We start from the raw sequence: 20,526 nt of genomic DNA, 5'->3' as shown, positions 1-20,526 counted from the left end.
CCATCTCCATCTGCTAGATGAAAGAAAAAGTGCTTTACACCTTAGTAGGTAAAAGCACTTGCAGCATGTCTATAAATTTCTGATTCGTTTCAAATTTTTCATAACGCTATCTACATCTTTACCGAATATATCATGAAGCCTTTTATATTGGTTATATAAGTCCTCATAAATCTTAACGTTCTCAGGAATCGGCATTACGGTCTCTTCTTTGACCCTGGCCATGAACACGGCCGCCTCTTGAAGGGAATTGTAACCACCCGCCTCAGAACCGGCTACTACCGCGGCGAACATCGCTGCACCGATAGCAGGAGTTAAATCAGTATCGGACAATGTGATCTCCATATTGTTCACATCCGCGTAAATCTGCATGAGAAGCTTATTGCGTTTCGGCAGGCCCCCGCAAGCATACAGTTCATTTACGTCCAAACCGCCTTTGCGGAAAGCTTCTACGATTGTGCGCGTACCGAATGCTGTGGCTTCGAGCAGCGCACGGTATATTTCATGCGGCTTCGTACTGAGTGTCATACCGAGCATCATGCCAGTCAAGTCTGCATCCATTAACGTAGAGCGATTGCCGTTGTGCCAATCCAGCGAGAGCAAGCCGCTTTCTCCAGGCTGCAGGTGTGAAGCTTTTTCCTCTAATAATTCATGGATGGAAACGCCTCTCTCTTGAGCTTCGGCTTGCACATATGCGGGTACGGACTCCTCAACGAACCAAGCGAAAATATCACCTACGGCTGATTGTCCGGCCTCGTAACCAAACAAACCTGGAATAATGCCGTCCTCCACAACGCCGCAAATGCCCTCTACGGATCGTTCTTCCTCGGCAAGCAGCATGTGGCAAGTGGATGTACCCATCACCATGACCATCTTCCCCGGAGAAACTACGCCTACGGCAGGTACCGCGGCATGCGCGTCAATATTGCCCACTGCGACTGCAATTCCTGGGCAGAGATTCATTTGTTCGGCTATTTCCGGCAGCAAGCTTCCGGCCAAGCTTCCGAGTGGCGACACCTCACCACGCAGCTTCGTCGCATATAAATCTGCTAAGCCGGGGTGCAGTTGCTCCAAAAACTCGCTGGATGGATATCCTTCGTTTTTGTGCCAGTTGGATTTGTACCCGGCTGTGCAGCTGTTTCTTTTCAACTGGCCGGTCATTTGCGCGACGATCCAGTCTGCGGCCTCCACGAATAAATCCGCATCCGCGTAGACTTCTGGATCTTCTTTTAATATTTGTAAGCTCTTCGCCAGCATCCACTCCGAGGATAGCTTGCCGCCGTAACGCTGCAGCCACCGTTCTTCGCGCGCTTCGGCCAGCTTATTAATAGCCGTCGCTTCTTCTTGCGCCGCGTGGTGCTTCCATAGCTTTAACCATGCGTGGGGCCGTTCTTTCCATGCATCTTTCAGGCAAAGCGGCTGAAACTCCGCATCCACAGGCAGCATGGTGCAAGCCGTAAAGTCGATGCCAACGCCGATAACTTGAGACGGATTGATCCCTGAAGCTTTGATCACGGCAGGTACGGATGTCCGCAGTACTTCCAAGTAATCTTCCGGATGCTGCAAAGCCCAATCGGGCTTCAGCTTCATACCGTTAGAGGGGAGGAATTCATCAATCACGCCATGTCGATATGGAGTCACATGTACAGCTTCCTCGTGACCACTCTGAATATCGACGAGCACCGCGCGCCCCGATTGCGTACCATAGTCAATTCCGATTGTAAAAATCCTGTTTGCTGTTGGCATAAGTACCTCCTAAGAGTTTTGCTTTAGCAAAACTTTCTTCGTAAGCGTAAACTGAGTTTTGCTTTAGCAAAACTTACTTCGTAAGCGTAAGCTAGTTAACGATATAACGGTCCGAAGTTCGCGCATGCGCGGAAATCGGCACCTGTAGGTTCCATCACGCCGAATGCGGTCCACGTGCTCGGGCGGAAAACTCGATCTTCCGGAACGTTATGCATGCAAACCGGAATGCGTAACATAGATGCCAGCGTAAGCAAATCGCCTCCAATGTGGCCGTAGCTGAGCGCGCCGTGATTGGAACCCCAGTTATTCATCACAGAGTAAACACTCTTGAAGACACCTTCGCCCGTAAGGTTCGGAACGAACCATGTCGTCGGCCATGTTGGATTCGAACGTTGGTCGAGCTTGTCATGAACGTCATCCGGGAGCTCAACCGTGTAGCCCTCGGCAAGTTGAAGAACGGGGCCAAGCCCTTTGATCAAATTAATTCGAGCCATAGTAACCGGCATTCCTTCGCGTGTCGTAAAGTCGGTGGAATATCCGCCTCCGCGGAAGAAGTCAACGGCCGGGCACCACTGCGTCGCTTCCAGACACTGCTTCACTTCGTCCTGCGTGATTTCCCAGAACGGCTTCATGGCAGGCTTTCCGTCTTTCTCTTGTCTGCCGGTTCCATCCAGTGCCGCAGGGCCGGAGTTAATGAGATGAATGATTCCGTTTGCTGCCGCTCCTGTCAGCTGATGGCCCGTTACGCGCTTCACCGCATTCGGACTCCAGTACGTGCGCACATCAGCGAAAATTTGTGCGCTATCTGTCAAGAGGTGACCGAAAAGCATCGTAATTCCGTTAAGCGTATCATTCTCAGTCGCAAGCATGAACGGCTCGCGAATGCCGTTCCAATCAAAAGAGCTGGTCAGAATCGCTTCCATGAAGTCACCGTTCGGGAAGTGATCCGTCCAAGCCCGTTGGCCTTGGAATCCCGCTGCAATCGCGTTGCGGCCGAGCGCTTCCTCGCCGTAACCCAGTTGTGCGAGCTTCGGATTGCCCACCATCATGTCACGGGCAATGAGCGTCATTTTCACCACAGTCTCCCAATCGCCTTGCTTCTGATCATCTGTTCTTGTCAGATGAGGCGGGTTCACATCCTGGCCGATTTGACAGTTCTCTTTGGTCCACCCAAGGGCTTTCTCAAACTCATCTTGATCATAAATGCCGCGATCCATTCTACGCACGAATTCGCTCATATCCACGTACTCGTTTCTCATGCCCAAGTAATTTTGGAAGAAGTTCTCGTCCACGATGCACCCTGCGATTCCCATCGATACAGATCCCATTGATAGATAGGATTTTCCCCGCATCGTTGCCACGGCAAGACCCGATTTGGCGAATTGCAGCAATTTGGCCTGCACATCCTCAGGGATAGAATTGTCTCCCATATCCTGCACATCTTTGCCGTAAATGCTGAATGCAGGCAGTCCTTTCTGGTTATGAGCGCTTAATGCTGCAGCCAAGTATACGGCCCCAGGGCGTTCCGTTCCATTAAAGCCCCAGATCGCTTTGGGCATATGAGGATCCGTGTCCATCGTTTCAGTCGGGTAGCACCAGGAAGGAGTTACTGTGATCGTTACCCCGACGCCCGCGCGGGCAAACTTTTCCGCTGCCAGTGCAGCCTCCGCAACACCGCCGATACAGGTGTCAGCAATTACGCATTCCACATTCAACCCGTTCGAATGTTTCAAATGGTCGCTCAAGAAACGAGCCACTGTAACGGCCATATCCATCGTGACATCTTCTAACGATTCGCGAATCCCCCCTCTTCTTCCATCAATGACAGGACGAATGCCAATTTTGGGCATAGAACCTTGCAAACGATTTTCAACTTTAACATTTTCCATGATTGATCACTCCAGCTCTTTTGAAATTAGTGTGTTACTGATCATCTGATGTAACGATACCTTTTCTTATCATTACGTTGGCATATAAGGCGCTTTCACTGGTAGCCACTACCGCATAAGCATTTCTGCATCGCTCATAAAAAGCGGAACGTTCCAACGCCACGATTGGAACAGGTAGATTCGCGGCACGCTGAACAATTTGCTTGTAATCTTCCCAAATGCCAGGCACAACAGGGTCGCCGGGATCTACTTGCATGACGGTGACGGCATCAGCTGAAGTATCGATCGGAAAAAGCTTAAGCACAGCCTCAAGAAACGAGGAAATTCCATGCCCGTCTGCCCTTACTAATCGCTTGGCGCAACTGGCCGCAGGAAAATTGCCGTCGCCTAGAACCAGTTCATCCCCATGTCCCATCTCCATGAGAATTTTAAGCATCTCGGGTGATATAAGACTCGGTATCCCTTTTAACAAGATTCTCAACCTCTCTTCTTACAGCTGCAAGTTTTATTTACTAATGTGTAATCGATTACGTAATCGTTTACACACATTCTAAATCCGCAAACCTTCGTCTGTCAACCACATTTTGCTTATTCATCCCACGCATTTTTCGAGAACAAAAATAGTCTCCCCCGCCTAAAAAATTTCCCGTTACATCTCCACTTTCGTTGCACTTATACTGAAATATTCGCGGGATATACAAATGCAAAGAAAACTCCATAATCCTGCGTTGTTTTCATGAACCCAAACACAATTAACCACCTTAAGGATATGAATAGTCCTAACAGGTGGTCTGAATTGTGCCTTCAAAGTTTGTAACCAATCTATTTGCTATATCCTGTCCATGCCTAGCTCAGCCAAACGATCCGTCCAATCGGGCTGGATCATTAAATGACTTCCCGTTCATCATTCCCTGGCAGCTCAGGAAACTTCGCATGAGGCTCAGCCTGATACCAGAACACAGTAGAGGCAATATCGCTTTGCTGTGGCAAATATCTTCTTCCGGAACGCCAACCCAAATCTTGGATCGTCACCTTTAGCTCCTGCTCGAAACGAATCGGATCCATCACATGCCAGCGATACATGCCAAAGCGCTGCTGGCTGCGGTACAGACCGTCAGGCTTAATGACCTGGTGCATCCCCAGAAATGGTGTCGAATACGTGCCATACTGCCCTTGTGGCTGTTCCCAATTCCAAGCCCCGCCAAAATAATCTTCGGTTCCGGTACCGCATATCGTCGGGAATTCATCGTCACCGTCCATGTAGAATTTAATTTCTCCTTCTCCCCACCAGCCTGCATTGTTGACCTGCCAAGCCAAGTAAGTGCCCACGTAATGCCCTTTGCCTTTCACGCCGTCGATAAGCGTATGAACACCCTTATAAGGAACAGGGTTGCTTCTTCTCCATTGCGCATGCAAATAAGCCATGTCTTCCGGTACTTCAGTCAACGTGTAGTCGACTTGGTAATACAGGACAACCTTTTCCGGTTCAAGGTTTTCAACTGTAATCTTGGCAGATTTGCGAAAAGGCATTAACCAGTAGCTGTTCATTCCCCCTGCCGGGTTGACAGCTATCGGAATCGAATTGACATTACATCGTTCCTGCCAGCCATTGCAAAAAAAGTCGCCGAGCGGGACTTCGATGGAAGGCTCCGTCTCCTCATCCCAGTACATACGGATAATGAGGTTGCGCCAATGACTGGGGAAGCAGGTTAACCATATATGTTGAATGGCTCCCGGCCCTTCGATTTCCGCCATTGTAAAAATCGCTCCAGCCTCAATCTCAACCGATGGAGACAACTTCCAGCCGATGCCCAAATCCCTTGCGCAATCGGCGCCTGTTCCCTCTACCGCCATGCCTCCTTTTCCATTGTCACCTTGGAAATTCTCCGCGCTGATGGATCGAGTCTTGGCATTCGATAATCTCGCCAAACTTCCCATTCCCATATCCAAACCATTAAACATAACCATGCCGTCTCTCTCCTATCCGTTTTTAATTTGGGGTTACCTCTTGCTCTCCACCTGTTAACCCATATATAATGTAAACGTTTACCGTAATAATCGTATCAAATTTGTCCGTCCTATGCTTTGCCCGTAATTGTTAAAACATGTCCATTCTTGCTTTAGTGGAGGCGAAGATTTTCATGGAAACAGATAAAAAAAATCTCCTCATGCATCTCTCTCCGAACGTACGCAGAGCGTGGAACCATCGTGTACCTGTGATGAAGATGAAACCAAGAATTATTTTCGATTATGAGCTCTTGTATTTGGAACGAGGCGTACTTAGTGTCCGGATTGAAGAAACGGTCTACACCCTTGAGCCGGGCGATATCGTTCTTTTTAAACCAGGAAAGGAACATGAATTTCTAGGGTCAGCCGGTGAAAGCTGGATGCCGCACATTCATTTCGATGTGCTGTACTACGACAATTTTGAGGATGTTCCCATCAATTTCAAAAGGAAGACCGAATGTCAGGAAATCGAGACTACATGGATTCGTCCGGACGTGCTTGGCCATATTTTAAACATTCCCGATGTTATACGGATTAAGAATCACAGTGAGATTCATCTAAGCCTGATTCAATTAATTCATGCCTACGAAAGAAGTGATACAGACTTCCCGATCCTTCAAAAATCCCTGACGCTTAGAATCCTTTATCTGATCTTGAAAGGCCTGGACCCGGCCGCGAGTTCCCCGTTTATCCTTCATCAAACCGCTCTGGAAAACACCGTTACGCACATCATAGAAAACTATGGTCAGCCTATCAGTCTTGATGATTTATCAAAAATAGCCTGTCTGAGCGTTTACCATTTCTCAAGACTGTTCAAGCAAAAATTTGGACTCTCCCCCCATCAATTTCAAATGAAATACCGGTTTGAAAGAGCGAAGGAACTCATGATCTACAGCCAGCTTTCCTTGACATCCATCGCCGAAAAGATCGGCTATAGCAGCGTTTTCGCCTTCAGTAAGGCATTCAAACAGTCAGAAGGCGTGTCACCGAGGCAATTCATGCAGACGTACCCAGGTGTCTAGTGGCGAATCCAAACCCGCTTCAAATCATTAATACTTAAAGGCTGCCCCGAAAGGTCTGAAGACCTATCGGGGCAGCCGTTTTTTCAGACCATTTAGCTGTAATCATTGTGCTTAAAACAAAGAACCATGTGTTCCTTCTCGAGATGGACCTTTTGGGGACTCATCGAACGGCAAATATCCTTGGCATACGAACAGCGATTTGCAAATTTACAACCGTCAAGCCTGTACTCCTTGTCTTCCATATCAGGAAGCACGATATCTTCATTCCATTTCTTTCCCACTCTTGGTATTGAATCTAACAATAATTCCGTATACGGATGTGATGGCTTATTCAATATAAGTTTCGCATCGCCGAACTCAATTAATTGCCCGCGATACATCGTCGCAATATAATCGCTAACATAGTAGGCAGTTGAAAGGTCGTGCGTAATGTAAATAAAATTAACCTTGTACTCGTCTTTGAGCTTTTTAAACAAGTTCACAATATTCATACGTAGAGAAGCATCAATCATCGCTACAGGTTCATCGGCGACAATCAAACTCGGTTTAGGAATCAATGCACGCGCGATAGAAATCCTTTGCAGCTCTCCACCGGAAAATTGATTTGGATATTTCCCTCTAATATGGTCAAGTTCAAGCCCAACTGAATGTAAGACTTCACTCACAACCGTTTGGGCTTCTTGCTTATTCTTGGCAATCTCTAGATTCAATGCCGTCTCAAATAAATAGGTGTCCACCGTTTTTCTCATGCTGAATGAGGTGAAGGGGTTCTGGAAAATGGGTTGTACTTTCTTTAGGAACTCTTTTCGGTTTTTTCGTTTGTCGTAATAAGACAAAGGGATTCCATCTATCTTAATCTCGCCTGATGACGGTTCCTGAAGTCGCAGAATCATTCTGGCCAGTGTCGTTTTCCCACATCCGGATTCGCCTACGATACTCATAATTTGCGGTTTATCGCCTGGCAATTTCAGGTCGATCTTGTCTACAGCTACGATTTTCTTGCCCAACAGCATGCCGCCGATTTTAAACTGCCGTGAGAGATTATTGATTTCCAAACGATTATGCGCCATGTCTCTCCACCTCCGCGGCAATATCCATATCACTCAGCAAGTGGCAGTTGGCAAAATGACCGGCCCCAACCTCATATCGAGCCGGTTCCCTTGTGCGGCATAAGTCCATAGCAACAGGGCATCTTGCAGCAAACCTGCATCCTGCAGGGGGCTGTTTCAAACTAGGAGGCGTGCCTGGAATTCCTTCCTTCTGACTGTTGTCACCTACCTTAGGCAATGCGTTAATTAACATTTTGGTATACGGATGCTGGGGATTAGTAAAGATCTGCTCCGTCGGTCCAACTTCGATCATTTGCCCAGCATACATAATGCCCATTCGATTCGTGATTTGATAATGGACACCCATATCATGGGATACGATGACCATAGAATTCCCCATTTTCTTTTGGACGCGGGACAGCATGGTCAAAATTCCTCTTTGGACGATAACGTCCAGTGCGGTAGTCGGCTCGTCAGCCAGTACAATTTCCGGATGGAGAAACGTAGCCAGTGCAATCAATACACGCTGCCGCATCCCTCCGCTTAATTGATGGGGATAAGCGTTCAACACCTCAGGCGAAAGCTCCAATTCTTTCAAATAGGCCGCAATTTCGGCTTCCAGCTCTTTTTTGTTCTTTTTATCATGGTATTTGCTGATTGCGTCGAAGAACTGGCTTTTGATTCTGGTTACAGGATTCATTACGTGCATCGCACCCTGCGGTACATAAGAAATGATCTTCCACCAACTTTTGTGGATGTCGCCGTTTTTATAAACCAGCGGATTGCCATTTTTATCTGTCGAGTGGATCTCCACTGAGCCTTCTGAAATTTCCAGGGGATAGTTGATCAAATCGCACATGACTTTCAACAATGTCGATTTGCCGCATCCCGACTCACCCGCAATGCCAAAAATTTCGTTTTTTCGAACTTCAAAATTGACATGGTCCACGGCTTTTACGTACTCGGTCAGCATGTTGTATTGTGCGCTTACGTTTTTTAATCGCAGCATGTTATTTCCCCCTCCTTAACGCAGAATATTGCTGATATCCCGTCATAGTTAGGAACAGTGCAATGAAGATCAGAACAATTGCGATTACTGGCGAACCGATCCACCACCATCGTCCAGCTAACATAGCCTGATGCTGGTTTGCCCAGTAGATCATCGTTCCCAGTGTAGCTTTTTCGTTGCTGGACATTCCGATTACGGCCAAACCGGATTCGGAGCCTATGGCAACCAGGATCGTATTGACGAAGTTGGCAACAGACCATCCCGCAACATAGGGAAATATCTCTTTCATAATAATTTTCATTGTGCTTGCACCTGAAAAAACAGCGGTATTGATAAACTCTCTCTCACTCAACGATAATGCCATGGAACGAAGCTGTCTTGCTGGCCACGGCCAGTTAAAAATAATTAAAACTAGAGCGATGTAAAATAACGAGGCTCTTCCTTTCATCAAGCTCCCTAATAGAATCAGTATGGGCAGGGAGGGTATCACGATAAAAGAATCCGTAAGCAGCGTAATCAATCTGTCGAGAAATCCACCTTTAAATCCTGCTAAGAGACCGAGCAGCGCGCCAATCACCGTTGCGAAAAAGGCAACCATAATCCCAATAATAAAGGAGTTTTGTATAGACTTAGCCAATAACCAAAATGTATCTTGACCAAGATTGGTCGTACCGAAAAAATGTGCCGAACTCGGTTTTAAGTTTTTCGGATATGTCCCCCACTCGGTGGGGTTGCCCGAGTGGAAAAGGGGGAGGATGAATCCTAAAATCAGAAAGATCCCCAAAATGAACACCCCGGTTTTCAAACGAAAGTTCCAATTTTTCATGTCATTTCCTCCTGAGAGTTTTGCGGAGCAAAACTGGCTTCACCGCAAAGCGCCATCCGCTTGCTACTTATAACGCACCCGTGGATCCAGGAACGGATACAAGAAATCTATAATAAATGTCGCGCCTGCCACAGCAATAATCGAAATGGTAATTGTACCCATGATTAAATTATAATCTGATTGCAAAATGGCTCCAAAGATTAAAGTTCCTATGCCCGGATAGCCGAATAAAAATTCCGTTATCAATGCGCCATTAAAAATGCTCCCGAGTTGCAGCGCGAGCATTGTAACTTGAGGCAAAGCGGCATTGGGCAGCACATATTTGGTCATGATTTTTCTTTCTTTCAGCCCTTTCAAGCGGGCGAAATGCACGTAATCTTCTTCTGCAATGCCTGCAGACAACGTCTTCATACTAATGACCCACCAGCCGGTTCCAACTAAAACAATGGAAAGCGCCGGTAGTGCCGAGTTAACAAGCAGACTCTTTATATGCTCCCAGGAAAAACCTTTCCCCATAAAATTCGCAGAAAGCGGAAAAATGGGAATGATGTACGCAAAAAGCATGATTAAAATTAATGCAAATATATAATATGGGATTGGATACAAGGCGATAGAAATGGCTTCCAGCACTTTGGAGTACGCTTTCTCTTTGCGGAATCCTGACAAGAGACCTATGGCATTTCCGATAAGCCAAGAAATGAGTGTGGAAATAAGCAGCAATCCCATCGTCCACGGCAAAGCACGGCCAATCAGCTCGTTTACCGGTGTCGGGTAATTAGCCAGGGACGGTCCGAAATCATGGGTAAAAACAACTCTTTTGATAAAACCGAAATATTGCTGCATGATCGACCCTTGCAAACCGAACGATTCGTTTAATGTTTTACGCATGGACTCAACTGCTGTCGGTTCCATAAAAGCCGATTTGGAAGTCATTCGACCGATCATTGCTTCCACGGGATCAGAAGGCAAAAATCTCGGCACAAAAAATACCGTTGTGATGCCAATAAAAATGACGAGTACAAACGTTATTACTCTAGATAGCAAAAACTTATAAAATCCCACAGGAGTCACTTCCCCTCGTTTAACATCTAGATCCAATGGCAAGGCTAAAATCGCACACCGAGCCAAACGGGCCCGGTATGCGACCTATGTTGGAAAATAAGGCTTTACTTACCCGTAGGCTTGAAGTGAGGCGTGTAGTATTTAAACTGTGACCACCACCACCACGGACCTTCAAATGCATTTTTAGATGTTTGGAAACCAGTCCAATAATACGTATCGACAGGTACGAACTTCGAGGTACCAAACATAGGGATGAACGGCATACCCTTAACGAATTCCTTATTGATTTCAGTAATATGGCTAATCACCTTAGGGTCGCTGCTTTGCATGCTGGCTAACTCGTCGATCAATGAGCTTACTTTGTCGTTGGCCCAGCGATTGCGGTTACCTGGCGCTTGTTTTCCGTTATCAACAATGTATTGTTTATGCCATCCTTGGAAGTTAGCGGTGCTGTCAGGCAGCAATCCGCATGCCGGCCAATAGGAACCAACCTCAAATGCGCCAGTAGATTCGCTATCCCAGAATGTAGCACCATCCATTTGTTGTACATTTGCGTCAATGCCGTTCTTTTTCCAGCTGTCTGCTACCGCAAATGCAAGTCGCATGGATTGAACTTCAAAGTTGGCAGGTGCGTTGATCGTCACTTTCCATGGCGTGCCGTCAGGTTTCAACCATTTGTCGCCTTGCTTCTTGAATCCGGCTTTTTCAAGCAATTTACCGGCTTCGGCAGGATCGTATTTGTACCAACCTACTCCAAAGGTGTTTACAGCTTCTTTCGTATCCGTCGGCAAACCTTTAATGCCTTGCTGCTTCAGCATTTCCACCATGTCTGTCGCATAGCTTTCATCAAAAGGCTTGTAACCGTCGCTCAGTTGAAAATCTTTAAGCCAACCCAACATAGGCTTGTGGTATTTCTCTTGCAGCACAGAGATCGGTGGCAGTTGGATTGGTGAAACTCTCAGCATCCCGCCGAAGGTAGCCAAGGAAACGTTCTTGATATCCGTCATTAAAGCCATCGCCCAGCGTACGTCCTTATTGTTGTATGGAGCTTTCGAGGCGTTAAAAGACATACCTCGTTCACAAGGGTCGTTCATATCTGCGTAAGGGAAGTTTTCATACCAGGCAAGAGCCGTTTTGTTCTTTTGACGGAGTACGTCCCAGCTCTCAGGCGTAATATCCTGCAGAATGTCCATGTCATGTTGAATGGATGCGATGATCCGTTTTTCTTCCGGCCCGAAAAACTTGAACAGGATGTATTGCGCGCCTGGCTCGCCAACGATTTTACCGATATCGCTCTTTTGCCAGTCTTTGCGTTTCTCATAGAGGAACCAGTTCCCCTGAGGATCACGTGATTTCAACGTATACGGTCCGAGACCGACAGGATCCTTGAACTTAAATTTCGTCGGATCTTCTTTTTCCCAAATATGTTTAGGCATGACTCGGAATGCAGTTCCCCAGATGACTACACCTAATTTTTGGGCTAATCTGGTTTCAGGGTTAACCGTTTCTACCTCAATCGTATATTTATCTAGAGCTTTCATACTTTTCACGAGGCTCGCGTAATAACCGCTGTATCCGAGTTCTTTCGTTTTAATGATCATGTCTGATGTGTACACAACATCATCTGCCGTGAATTCCACACCATCGGACCAAGCTAAGCCCTCTTGCAGCTTGAATTTGAATTTCGTATTGGTGTTGTCCAGAGGCTCCGGAAATGTCGCCGCCAAGTCAGGAATTTGTTCCCCTTTTTCCGTATTAATTTCCCATAAGCTTGAGAAAATCAATTGATGGAACCCGGCATCCATCGGCACCGCACCTGGCACGTATGGATTTACCAGATCCGGGTCAGCGGTTTTACCGCTCAAAATGTCGACAATCAGTGTTTGATTTCTTGGCGTACCGACATCGGTCATTTTCCCGTCGCCCACAGTGCTTGCAGCTGTTGCAGCTGCACTTGCCATTGGTTTACCCGAGTCCGTACTTGCAGGCTCTTGCGTATTAGTCGCTTCTTCACTGCATGCACTCATCAGCAGCATTAATGTTAAAACCAAGCTGATAAAACCTTGCTTTTTTCTCACTTCGACTCCTCCTTTGTACGATTTATTAGATTGTATCAGTTGTGCAAAATTAAAAATTTTAATAATCTTTGATTTCTTTTAAAAGCATTAGCACTTTTATGAAACCGTTTTCTGAAAATCCTTGGGACTCATATTTTCAACGTTTTTAAACACGGTGCTAAAATAAGCAGCATCTTGAAAACCTACCATTTCTGCCACTTGATACACTTTTAAATCCCTTTGTCTTAAAAATTGCTTTGCCATACGCACTCTCACTTGATTCAAATATTCACTGAAAGTTATATTCATATATTTCTTGAATTGGGTACTAAAATACCATGGATTCAGAAATACGGTGTCCGAAACCGTCTTCAAGCATAGATCTTCCATATAATGAGTTTCAATATATTTCTTCACAACATGAATGTACTGAGGCGTAGGCCCTTCGACATGCAAATTCGTAACGATGTTCATGATCATATTTTTCAACCAATCCAATAACGCACGGCTTGTGGGCAGCAGATTGATTTTTTCAATATAATCCGCAAATTCCCCGCAAATAGGTTGAAGTCCATGATCCATCAATTGATGTTCCAAATACAGTACTTCTTTCACTGCCTCATTCTTCAGTAATTTCGGATCCCAGAAAGAGTCTCTGTGAGACAGTTGACTCCACTTCGTTTCCAGATAGTGACTTAATTTTTCGAAATCTCCATTCAGTAAATATTTCCCCACTGTCTCGCTTGAAAAATAATGACTAAAATGCTGTGTTTTTTGCTTGTCCACATATTTCTGGTACATCTCCACATCCAAAACGATGGTCATTTCATTGAATTGTAGAAAGTCAATCATTTCCACACAAAAATCAAACGTTTGTTTCAAGCGCACTGTGCCTCGATGGCAGTCGGCAACGGCCCAATTCGTGGAATAACCTCTCTGGAACAAGCTTTGACGATAGCTGTAAAATCGTTGCCTTACTGCGGATACATCTAAGGAATGTTGAAAAAGGATTACGTAATGATGATCAACCGCGATACATTCAACATATTCCTTCGGCATATTTCCTTTCTTTAATTCTTGTTTGAGATGCTCCATAAATCCCGAATCTATGAACCCTTGAACAGAAACAACGGCCATTTTTAGGTTATCGTAATCGGTATACTTTTCGAACCATTCTTGCTCGTCCGAAATAGCCGCTTTTTTATCACGCTGCACGATACCTTCTTCAAGCTTACGTAAAATGTCCAAAATGCTCTGATAGTGACACGGCTTTAATAAATAATCATACGCCCCGTTCTTCATTGTCTGTCTGACGAATTCAAAATCGTCGTATCCGCTCAAAACAACCACTTCGGTTTGCGGGTATAACGTCCGAATCTGTTTCGTAAGTTCAATTCCGTCCATATCAGGCATTTTCACATCCGTAATCACGACATCGACGCAAACATCTTGTAGAATGATCAGTGCCTCCGCAGCGCTTTGAACCATGCTTATTACTTCGTAATTCGGGCAATATTTGTTCAAAATATGTGAGATTCCTTGTAAAACGGTCTTCTCATCATCAACGAGCATCATTTTGAGCATATAAAGGTTCCCCCTCTTTATATTTAATGATAGCGCTCACATTACTGCCGCCAGATTCATTTCTTTTTTTATGCCCAGTCTCACTTTAATTGTTGTTCCTTTTCCGACTACACTTACAATAGAAACTCCATACTCCTCTCCATACATATACTTCGCTCTTTGATGAACGAGTTGGATCCCCAACCCCGCTTCCTCGCTTACAGACTCACAAGTAGACAAGAGCATCTGAATTTTCCCCTCTGACATACCAATCCCATTGTCGGTCACCTCAAAATACAAACCATCCGCATCCATATAACCCCGAATATGAATAATTCCATCATGCTTCATATCCTGGAAGGCATATTTAATCGCGTTTTCCACCAATGGTTGAATGACCAGCTTAGGAATTTTATAGTCCGCTATCTCATGTTGAATCTCAAATTTATATTGCAATTTATCTTCATATCTCATTCTTTGGATCATCAAATAGTTCGCTAACTGTTCCATGTCTTCAGTCACTGTCACAAACTCATTTTTATGCGATATCGAGTACCTGAGAATATTGGAGAGGGCAACAATACTTCCTCCAATCTCCTCTTCTTCTCTCATAATGGCCTTCCAATAAATCATATCTAACGAATTGTACAAAAAATGAGGATTTAACTTGGAGAGTAAGCTCAATAATTCCGCTTTCCTATGATGAGTCTGCTGCTGGTAGATCGTTTCAATCAGATTATTAATACGTTCTACCATGTAATTGAAATGAAAGAAGATCGTTCTAAATTCATCATTGCTTTTATGATCCAGAACAACGTGTAAGTTACCTTGCTGAACACTTTCCATCCCTCTCATGATCTTTCTTAAAGGCCGCAAAACGACCTGTGCCGTAGCGATCGCGAATGCCATAATAGCCGCTAGAATACAGATGACCATGAAAATAAAAATCCGATTGAATTGGTCGATTTGATGTAGAATTTCGGCTTGAGGCACAGCGCCAATGATCTTCCACCCCTTTTCCTCGAGCTCATATTCCACTTGGGAACTGAGCATATTGTCCAGAACGGACACCGGTTTTCCAATGAACTCCCGATTTTTCGCGTAAATGATCGTATGATCTTTGGCAAGATAAGCATTCCCTTCCTTTCCCAGATGCACTTCATCTAATATCTGACTAAAAAGGAGTTCATTCAGACTAATTTTGAGTATGCCCAAACGATCTTTTTCATGAATCAGACAAAGGGCGGAGAAGGAATACGGTTCCGACTGTAAATCCGTCCATACCATTTCATCTGGATTGTTTTTGAAACCCTCATTTAACAACTTTATAATCGTATCATCCGCTTCAAAAACAGCAGTCGAATAGTATAAATTAATCGGCTGTGAGCTGACTGGAAAGATGTAGATATTGTCTATCCATTCCATATTGGTTGTTCTTAATATTTCATTACTGATTTTGTATTTGGCGATATTGTAATTAATCGTATGATTTTTAAGATCCGATAAATAATTTTTCACAACTTGATTATTTCTCATCCCCACTGCCAAATTAATAAACTGCTTCGTTTGAAGTTCCACCCGTTTTCCAACCTGATTAACGGTTTCTTGAAAATAGGTGTCCGACTTTTTTAAAATAATGGCGCCCATCCAATGCTGAAATATCCCGATCTGCAACAGTAAGATAAGACTCGAAAAAAGCATAAAAAATAGGATGATCTTCGACTTGAGCGAAGTATGCATGCCATTCTCCTTTGCAAAAAGGTTCATACTCAAATTGTAATCCCATTTATCAAATAAAGATTTAGCCGAACTGAACAAAACTTCCAAGAGAAGCCCCTTGGAAGTTTGTCTGAAAACACTCGCTGTTATGGTTTTTCCAAAATGATATCATCGACTTGAATCCATGAGTCAATCCCCGGTGCCCAATAGCCGACGAATAGGGTAACAGATGTATTAGAACCAGAATTAAAGGAGACTGTTTGCTGCGTATAATTCAGTAAACCTCCATAATTAACTTCGCTAATGACGCCTCCTGATGAATTGCGTACGCCGAAGAAACCGCCCGTGAAGTTGTTCGAGTTCCGAATCCAGCCCTTCAACACGTAATTGGTGTTCGGCAGCACGTTCACTTGCTGCATAAGGGCGTTCCAATTCGTTGAAGAAGTATGGATCCAAGCATTGTTCGCCCCGCTGTGCGCTAAACCGATGCCCCGGTCGATGCCTTTATTATCAGGCCCATCCGTTGTCCAGGGCGCAGAAACCACTGCGCTAGTTTGGTTCTCAAAGCCCGTGTCCTGCACAACGCCGCTCGCATAGTAGACCGCCAATTCACTGAGGGAGGTAAATTTTGCACTGCCTCCTGGCGTACCGATGATGCGAATGCCGTCACCCCATGTATCGTCAAAGGTAAACGTGTACGTCTTGTTCGGACCGGCTGTATTGTTATAAGGGTATTTTGGCCCGACTTGCACGTTCGTTGCGTCTACCCATTGCGAGTTACGGCGTATCTGCACCTTCAAGTCGCCACTGAACCAGCCGCCGTCGCTAAACATTTGTCCGGTTGTGTAGACGAGTTTGTTCATGTTGTAATTCCGAGGCCACGTATAGCCCCACCAGTCTGTCGTCTTGTTCTCTTGATCCCAACTATCCTCATTTTGCGTGGTGCTGCCGTCGTTGTAGAATTGTGTATTACCGTAATGCGCAACCTTCTCGATAGGCTTCGTGCCGTTTGCCGGAGCTGCCAAGTTGGTTGTGTCGCTTTTCGCGTTCGCCGCCGTCGTCGAGACGTATGGCTCTACGACGAACTTGCGCAGTGAGAAATTATAGTTGGTTGCTCCGCCCACGAAAGTATTAGACTGCACGTACATTGTTTTGCCATCCGCGCTAATGAACTTAGAAGGAATAACCGTAGTGTAGCCGCCATTCTTCGTATCCGACCAAGGGTACCCGCCAAAATCTTTGGTCATGAACTTCTTCCACGGGCCCCAGGGCTGCGGCGCTTCATAGAACTCGAACGTGTACTCCGTCCAAGACGTATACAGGTAACGATTTAATGCTTTATTGTAGACGATGCCGCCCTGAGATAAGACAGACGTATTGCTAGGATGGGCGGAGTCACGGGTGCTGACGTATATGCGCCGGTCGTCCTGAAGCACAGGCTTGCGCAGGTTGATATCACTCGACCAGGTCGCGTTACCATTCAAGTCCCCGGTATAAAATTCCCAGGTCGTAAGATTCTGGATACTCGACTTCGGTATCCTTGTGAGGAACAGCTTGTTGGGATCGGACACCGTATTGTCGAACGAATCCCGCCAGTTATTGTCGAGCCCGTAAGCGTATACATAATTGTCGAACGTGTTCCAAGCAGAATTGGGTCCATAGTCAAGGAACATAATCGTAGTGAATGTATGATTGTTAAACATCGGAGCTGCTGTGTTCCATGTCCAAGTCGAACCGTGATCTGTCGATTTCGCGATCGTCGCATTCGGCGCGTCATTGAAGTCGAGGTTTAAATCCTGTACGGCCAAATAGAGCTCTCCGTTCACGCACACCATCCCGGTCGGCTTGCGGTTATAGGCGCCGCTTGTGTTCCAAATTTGCCCAACTGCACTATTGGTGGCGAGCGTCATGCCGCTAAGGCTGCCAATGCTTCCGGTAATGAGGTTTACAGCGATGTCCGGGTTCGGTGGCGCGTGTGGTATGCTGTTAGGTGTGGTGGAACCTAGCGTGAAGCCTTTTCCATCTCCATTGGCCGCATACAGATGGCCGTCATCTGCCCAGCACGATGCCCACAAATCGCCTTGTGAAGCCGTATTGATTGTATCCGACGACTCGATTGCTGTTGTGGAGAAAAAAGTGCTGTCCTGCGGCACGACTGCGTGCGCCGGTAATGACGGCGCACCTGCAAGCATCCAGCAAGAAGCCACTGAAACCAGAACTACGAATTTGCTTTTTTTCCTAAATATCTTCATATCACTTAGCCACCTTCTCCTTTAAAATACTCTCGGATTTTCTGCTGAGGCTATGTTCTCCGATCTTCATTCAACAAGGCATGGCTCACCTCCTTGTAACCGCAACCATTCTCCGATTACATGGCTAATATTATCAGACTACTTACCTATTTTCTTTGTTGGTATTTGTTATTCATTATCCATTCTTGCTATTCACGAAAACGAATACGTACTTTGCCGGTTACGCACAATCAAAAAAGCCTTTCAAGTGAATATAATCCACTTTAAAAGGCTTATTAATTGGTTCCACTTATTAATTTCTAGTCTCTTTTTTATTATGTGCTGGCAGCCTCTTAAGCTTAATCGCTCTCGGCAGAGCTGTTCCGAAATTCGAGCTGAACGGCTTCAGACGGCGTGTTTGTATGAAATAGTTTGACAACTTTGTCGTTGCCACCCCATTCATACACTTCGCAACTCGATCCCGTACCTACACATTTTCCAAGCATCGTTTCCGGTCGCCCCCCTCGTAACATTCCACCACACTTTATTTCATTATACCGGAAAATATGTCACATTTAGTTATTGATATAGCGTTCGAAAATGTAACCGAAATCCTTGACCTTTAACTCAGAGTGCTTATTCTTCAACCAATTGTAGGTAGATTCGTTGATTGCATCGAATTGGGCTACAGGGGAAGTAGTTTGAGTTGTGATACGGCCTGTCGCTTCCTTAGCAATAACTACGCTTTGCTTCGCGTAACCAAACAAGTCCTCGTTATGTGCTACCGTCTCGGAAATCTTAATTAAGGCTTTATACAAGTCTTTGATCTGCTCAATTTGCTTCTTGTCCACATCAATCGAGAAGTTGACGTCACCGATAATGAACTTGATCTCGACGTCAAGATCGATAGTTCCTGCAGTTTCCAAATACACTTTGGAAATTGCATTTGTGTGGTAGCTGTAACGTTTCAGCATACGCTTGCTGCTAATAGCACTATCTCCATCAAGGTGGATTAGGGCAAGGTTGGTAAAGCAGTATTCGTCTTTCTTCGACTTAATGATGAAGAAAATCTTCTCGCCATCCTCATGCATGACATAATCATCTGAATCTACTTTGTCGAAATCACTCGGACTAATTACCTTACCGATATCACTTAAACCTAATGCATCTGCCGCAAACTTCTTGAACAATGGAATCATCCTCTCATTTTGGAAATAAGGATAAGTCGGTATCCAACTCGGGATTTAGAAAAACCGATCCTTAGTGTTACCCTATTATACATTAATGGTAGATTTTACATAAGTAGTTGGATTGCAGTGATTAGAGTGATATGATTCCTGATTATTTCAAGGCTCTTATTCTATTCTCAAATTACAAGTCACAATAGGCGATAGCATTAAAACTTTCCGGACCGATCCGAATTGGCTGCGTGCTGTTAGAACTTACAAACGCGGAATATTGGCTTACAACGAAGACCTTGATGAAACTGCCGGATAAGAGAGTCATAGATCACCGACTAATGCAATACTAAAAAGCAGCTTCTTCGCAGAGGCTGCTTTTTAATTTTGTTTTTCGGCTAGAAACCATCATATAATACTGCTTCTGATGTACTCTCTGAGACAAGGATACGGACCACCAAAAATATGAGCCATGGTTACGATAAATTTATGATGTTCCTCCCAAATTTTCGGGGAAATGCCGACGCGATTGGCTAGTAATTGTTGAACTGCTAATTCACTTTCCGAACTTAGTTGGTTTAGCAAGTCATTGTTTTGTCCGACTGTTTTGCTTATTTCCAATAAAGCCTGTGTTTCGACACCTGATGGCCGATACGCCAAATTCGAAAATTGAATGTCAAACTCCTCCAGCCGTCGCTTTAAGTGAAGAATCTCATCTTGACGTTGTACAGAAGTGTTTGATCTTTTCAATTGAAAAAGCTTCTTCACCTCTTTGGTAACTCTCTTAATAAACATGTCTAATTCCTCCTTTTTTCTCTTGAACGAAAAAAGGAAGCGAGGGAATAGAGTCCTAAAATATAAAGGACACTTTTAATATTTCTATCATTTTCTTTCCACGCTGACGAAGTTAGCTGACGGATTCGGGTTGAAAGCTAACCCTAACACTTAAAAAGTGTACTCACCCCAGAAAACTTGGTTCCCCCGCTTCTTTAATCTAAAGAATTAAGCGTAGTATGATTCATTCTTATTTTATCAATTTACCCCAATACATATCTAGAAACAATAGTAATATTTACTTATATTTTTTATGTCATCAGTCTTGTACCTAGTAACGGAGCATGGATGTCATGTTATTTTATTTCATACCAAATGAGCACTTGATTAACACATC

General features: G+C 44.9%; 15 protein-coding genes and 1 riboswitch. Of the genes, 1 reads left to right on the top strand and 14 read right to left on the bottom strand.

Annotated features, from left to right (window positions below; all coding sequences use genetic code 11):
• Positions 1–69 precede the first annotated feature (69 nt).
• From GC102_RS06840 to GC102_RS06825, 4 genes are all read right to left on the bottom strand, one after another.
• Positions 70–1,743, bottom strand: coding sequence for a ribulokinase (locus GC102_RS06840; RefSeq protein WP_171688788.1), 1,674 nt, complete (start codon positions 1,741–1,743; stop codon positions 70–72).
• A 95-nt stretch (positions 1,744–1,838) separates the two neighbouring features.
• The gene (locus GC102_RS06835) at positions 1,839–3,632 is read right to left on the bottom strand and encodes an L-fucose isomerase (protein ID WP_171688787.1); all 1,794 of its coding nucleotides are present in this window, start codon (positions 3,630–3,632) and stop codon (positions 1,839–1,841) included.
• Between the two features lie 34 nt (positions 3,633–3,666).
• A complete protein-coding gene (locus GC102_RS06830) occupies positions 3,667–4,104 on the bottom strand; it encodes an RbsD/FucU family protein (RefSeq protein ID WP_171688786.1) in 438 nt (145 codons plus the stop codon).
• Between the two features lie 413 nt (positions 4,105–4,517).
• Positions 4,518–5,600 carry a glycoside hydrolase family 172 protein gene (locus GC102_RS06825; RefSeq protein ID WP_171688785.1) on the bottom strand — a complete coding sequence of 361 codons (1,083 nt, stop codon included), beginning with the start codon at positions 5,598–5,600 and terminating at the stop codon, positions 4,518–4,520.
• A gap of 173 nt (positions 5,601–5,773) precedes the next feature.
• Between GC102_RS06825 and GC102_RS06820 the strand changes: the two genes are divergently transcribed.
• Complete coding sequence (locus GC102_RS06820) at positions 5,774–6,661, top strand: helix-turn-helix domain-containing protein (RefSeq protein ID WP_171688784.1); 888 nt, start codon at positions 5,774–5,776, stop codon at positions 6,659–6,661.
• Between the two features lie 92 nt (positions 6,662–6,753).
• Here the strand turns inward: GC102_RS06820 and GC102_RS06815 are convergent, their stop codons facing one another.
• The 10 genes from GC102_RS06815 to GC102_RS06770 all read right to left on the bottom strand — a co-directional run bounded on the left by GC102_RS06815 (position 6,754) and on the right by GC102_RS06770 (position 20,150).
• Positions 6,754–7,731 (bottom strand): ABC transporter ATP-binding protein, encoded by a 978-nt coding sequence (locus GC102_RS06815; RefSeq protein WP_171688783.1) that lies wholly within the window; start codon positions 7,729–7,731, stop codon positions 6,754–6,756.
• The gene (locus tag GC102_RS06810; RefSeq protein WP_171688782.1) at positions 7,721–8,719 is read right to left on the bottom strand and encodes an ABC transporter ATP-binding protein; all 999 of its coding nucleotides are present in this window, start codon (positions 8,717–8,719) and stop codon (positions 7,721–7,723) included. The genes GC102_RS06815 and GC102_RS06810 overlap by 11 nt, the downstream gene beginning before the upstream one ends.
• Position 8,720: 1 nt before the next feature.
• Positions 8,721–9,545 carry an ABC transporter permease gene (locus GC102_RS06805; RefSeq protein ID WP_057303419.1) on the bottom strand — a complete coding sequence of 275 codons (825 nt, stop codon included), beginning with the start codon at positions 9,543–9,545 and terminating at the stop codon, positions 8,721–8,723.
• Between the two features lie 63 nt (positions 9,546–9,608).
• Entirely contained in the window at positions 9,609–10,607 is a 999-nt protein-coding gene (locus GC102_RS06800) for an ABC transporter permease (RefSeq protein WP_171688781.1), read from the bottom strand.
• A gap of 104 nt (positions 10,608–10,711) precedes the next feature.
• Entirely contained in the window at positions 10,712–12,685 is a 1,974-nt protein-coding gene (locus tag GC102_RS06795) for an ABC transporter substrate-binding protein (protein ID WP_216627966.1), read from the bottom strand.
• 96 nt (positions 12,686–12,781) lie between these two features.
• On the bottom strand, positions 12,782–14,248 hold the full coding sequence (locus GC102_RS06790) for a response regulator (RefSeq protein ID WP_171688780.1): 1,467 nt from the start codon (positions 14,246–14,248) through the stop codon (positions 12,782–12,784).
• Positions 14,249–14,284: 36 nt separating this feature from the next.
• Positions 14,285–15,967, bottom strand: a complete 1,683-nt coding sequence (locus GC102_RS06785; protein WP_171688779.1) for a sensor histidine kinase — start codon at positions 15,965–15,967, stop codon at positions 14,285–14,287.
• Positions 15,968–16,092: 125 nt separating this feature from the next.
• A complete protein-coding gene (locus tag GC102_RS06780; protein ID WP_216627965.1) occupies positions 16,093–18,198 on the bottom strand; it encodes a glycoside hydrolase family 183 protein in 2,106 nt (701 codons plus the stop codon).
• A 554-nt stretch (positions 18,199–18,752) separates the two neighbouring features.
• Positions 18,753–19,367, bottom strand: a complete 615-nt coding sequence (locus GC102_RS06775; RefSeq protein ID WP_171688778.1) for a PH domain-containing protein — start codon at positions 19,365–19,367, stop codon at positions 18,753–18,755.
• Between the two features lie 396 nt (positions 19,368–19,763).
• Positions 19,764–20,150, bottom strand: a complete 387-nt coding sequence (locus GC102_RS06770) for a hypothetical protein (protein ID WP_171688777.1) — start codon at positions 20,148–20,150, stop codon at positions 19,764–19,766.
• Positions 20,151–20,237: 87 nt separating this feature from the next.
• Positions 20,238–20,374, bottom strand: a riboswitch (cyclic di-AMP (ydaO/yuaA leader).
• Positions 20,375–20,526 lie beyond the last annotated feature (152 nt).

The organism is Paenibacillus germinis (assembly GCF_013141785.1).
GTDB lineage: Bacteria > Bacillota > Bacilli > Paenibacillales > NBRC-103111 > Paenibacillus_E > Paenibacillus_E phytorum.
The sequence above is the reverse complement of the archived record's forward strand: the minus strand, read 5'-3'. Positions and strand labels throughout refer to the sequence as shown.

Excerpts from the sequence above, each read along its gene's own strand:
- GC102_RS06840 (WP_171688788.1), bottom strand. The coding sequence starts at position 1,743 with ATGCCAACAGCAAACAGGATTTTTACAATCGGAATTGACTATGGTACG.
- GC102_RS06785 (WP_171688779.1), bottom strand. The coding sequence starts at position 15,967 with ATGCATACTTCGCTCAAGTCGAAGATCATCCTATTTTTTATGCTTTTT.
- GC102_RS06790 (WP_171688780.1), bottom strand. The coding sequence starts at position 14,248 with ATGCTCAAAATGATGCTCGTTGATGATGAGAAGACCGTTTTACAAGGA.
- GC102_RS06835 (WP_171688787.1), bottom strand. The coding sequence starts at position 3,632 with ATGGAAAATGTTAAAGTTGAAAATCGTTTGCAAGGTTCTATGCCCAAA.
- GC102_RS06825 (WP_171688785.1), bottom strand. The coding sequence starts at position 5,600 with ATGGTTATGTTTAATGGTTTGGATATGGGAATGGGAAGTTTGGCGAGA.
- GC102_RS06805 (WP_057303419.1), bottom strand. The coding sequence starts at position 9,545 with ATGAAAAATTGGAACTTTCGTTTGAAAACCGGGGTGTTCATTTTGGGG.
- GC102_RS06810 (WP_171688782.1), bottom strand. The coding sequence starts at position 8,719 with ATGCTGCGATTAAAAAACGTAAGCGCACAATACAACATGCTGACCGAG.
- GC102_RS06780 (WP_216627965.1), bottom strand. The coding sequence starts at position 18,198 with ATGAAGATATTTAGGAAAAAAAGCAAATTCGTAGTTCTGGTTTCAGTG.
- GC102_RS06820 (WP_171688784.1), top strand. The coding sequence starts at position 5,774 with ATGGAAACAGATAAAAAAAATCTCCTCATGCATCTCTCTCCGAACGTA.
- GC102_RS06815 (WP_171688783.1), bottom strand. The coding sequence starts at position 7,731 with ATGGCGCATAATCGTTTGGAAATCAATAATCTCTCACGGCAGTTTAAA.
- GC102_RS06770 (WP_171688777.1), bottom strand. The coding sequence starts at position 20,150 with ATGTTTATTAAGAGAGTTACCAAAGAGGTGAAGAAGCTTTTTCAATTG.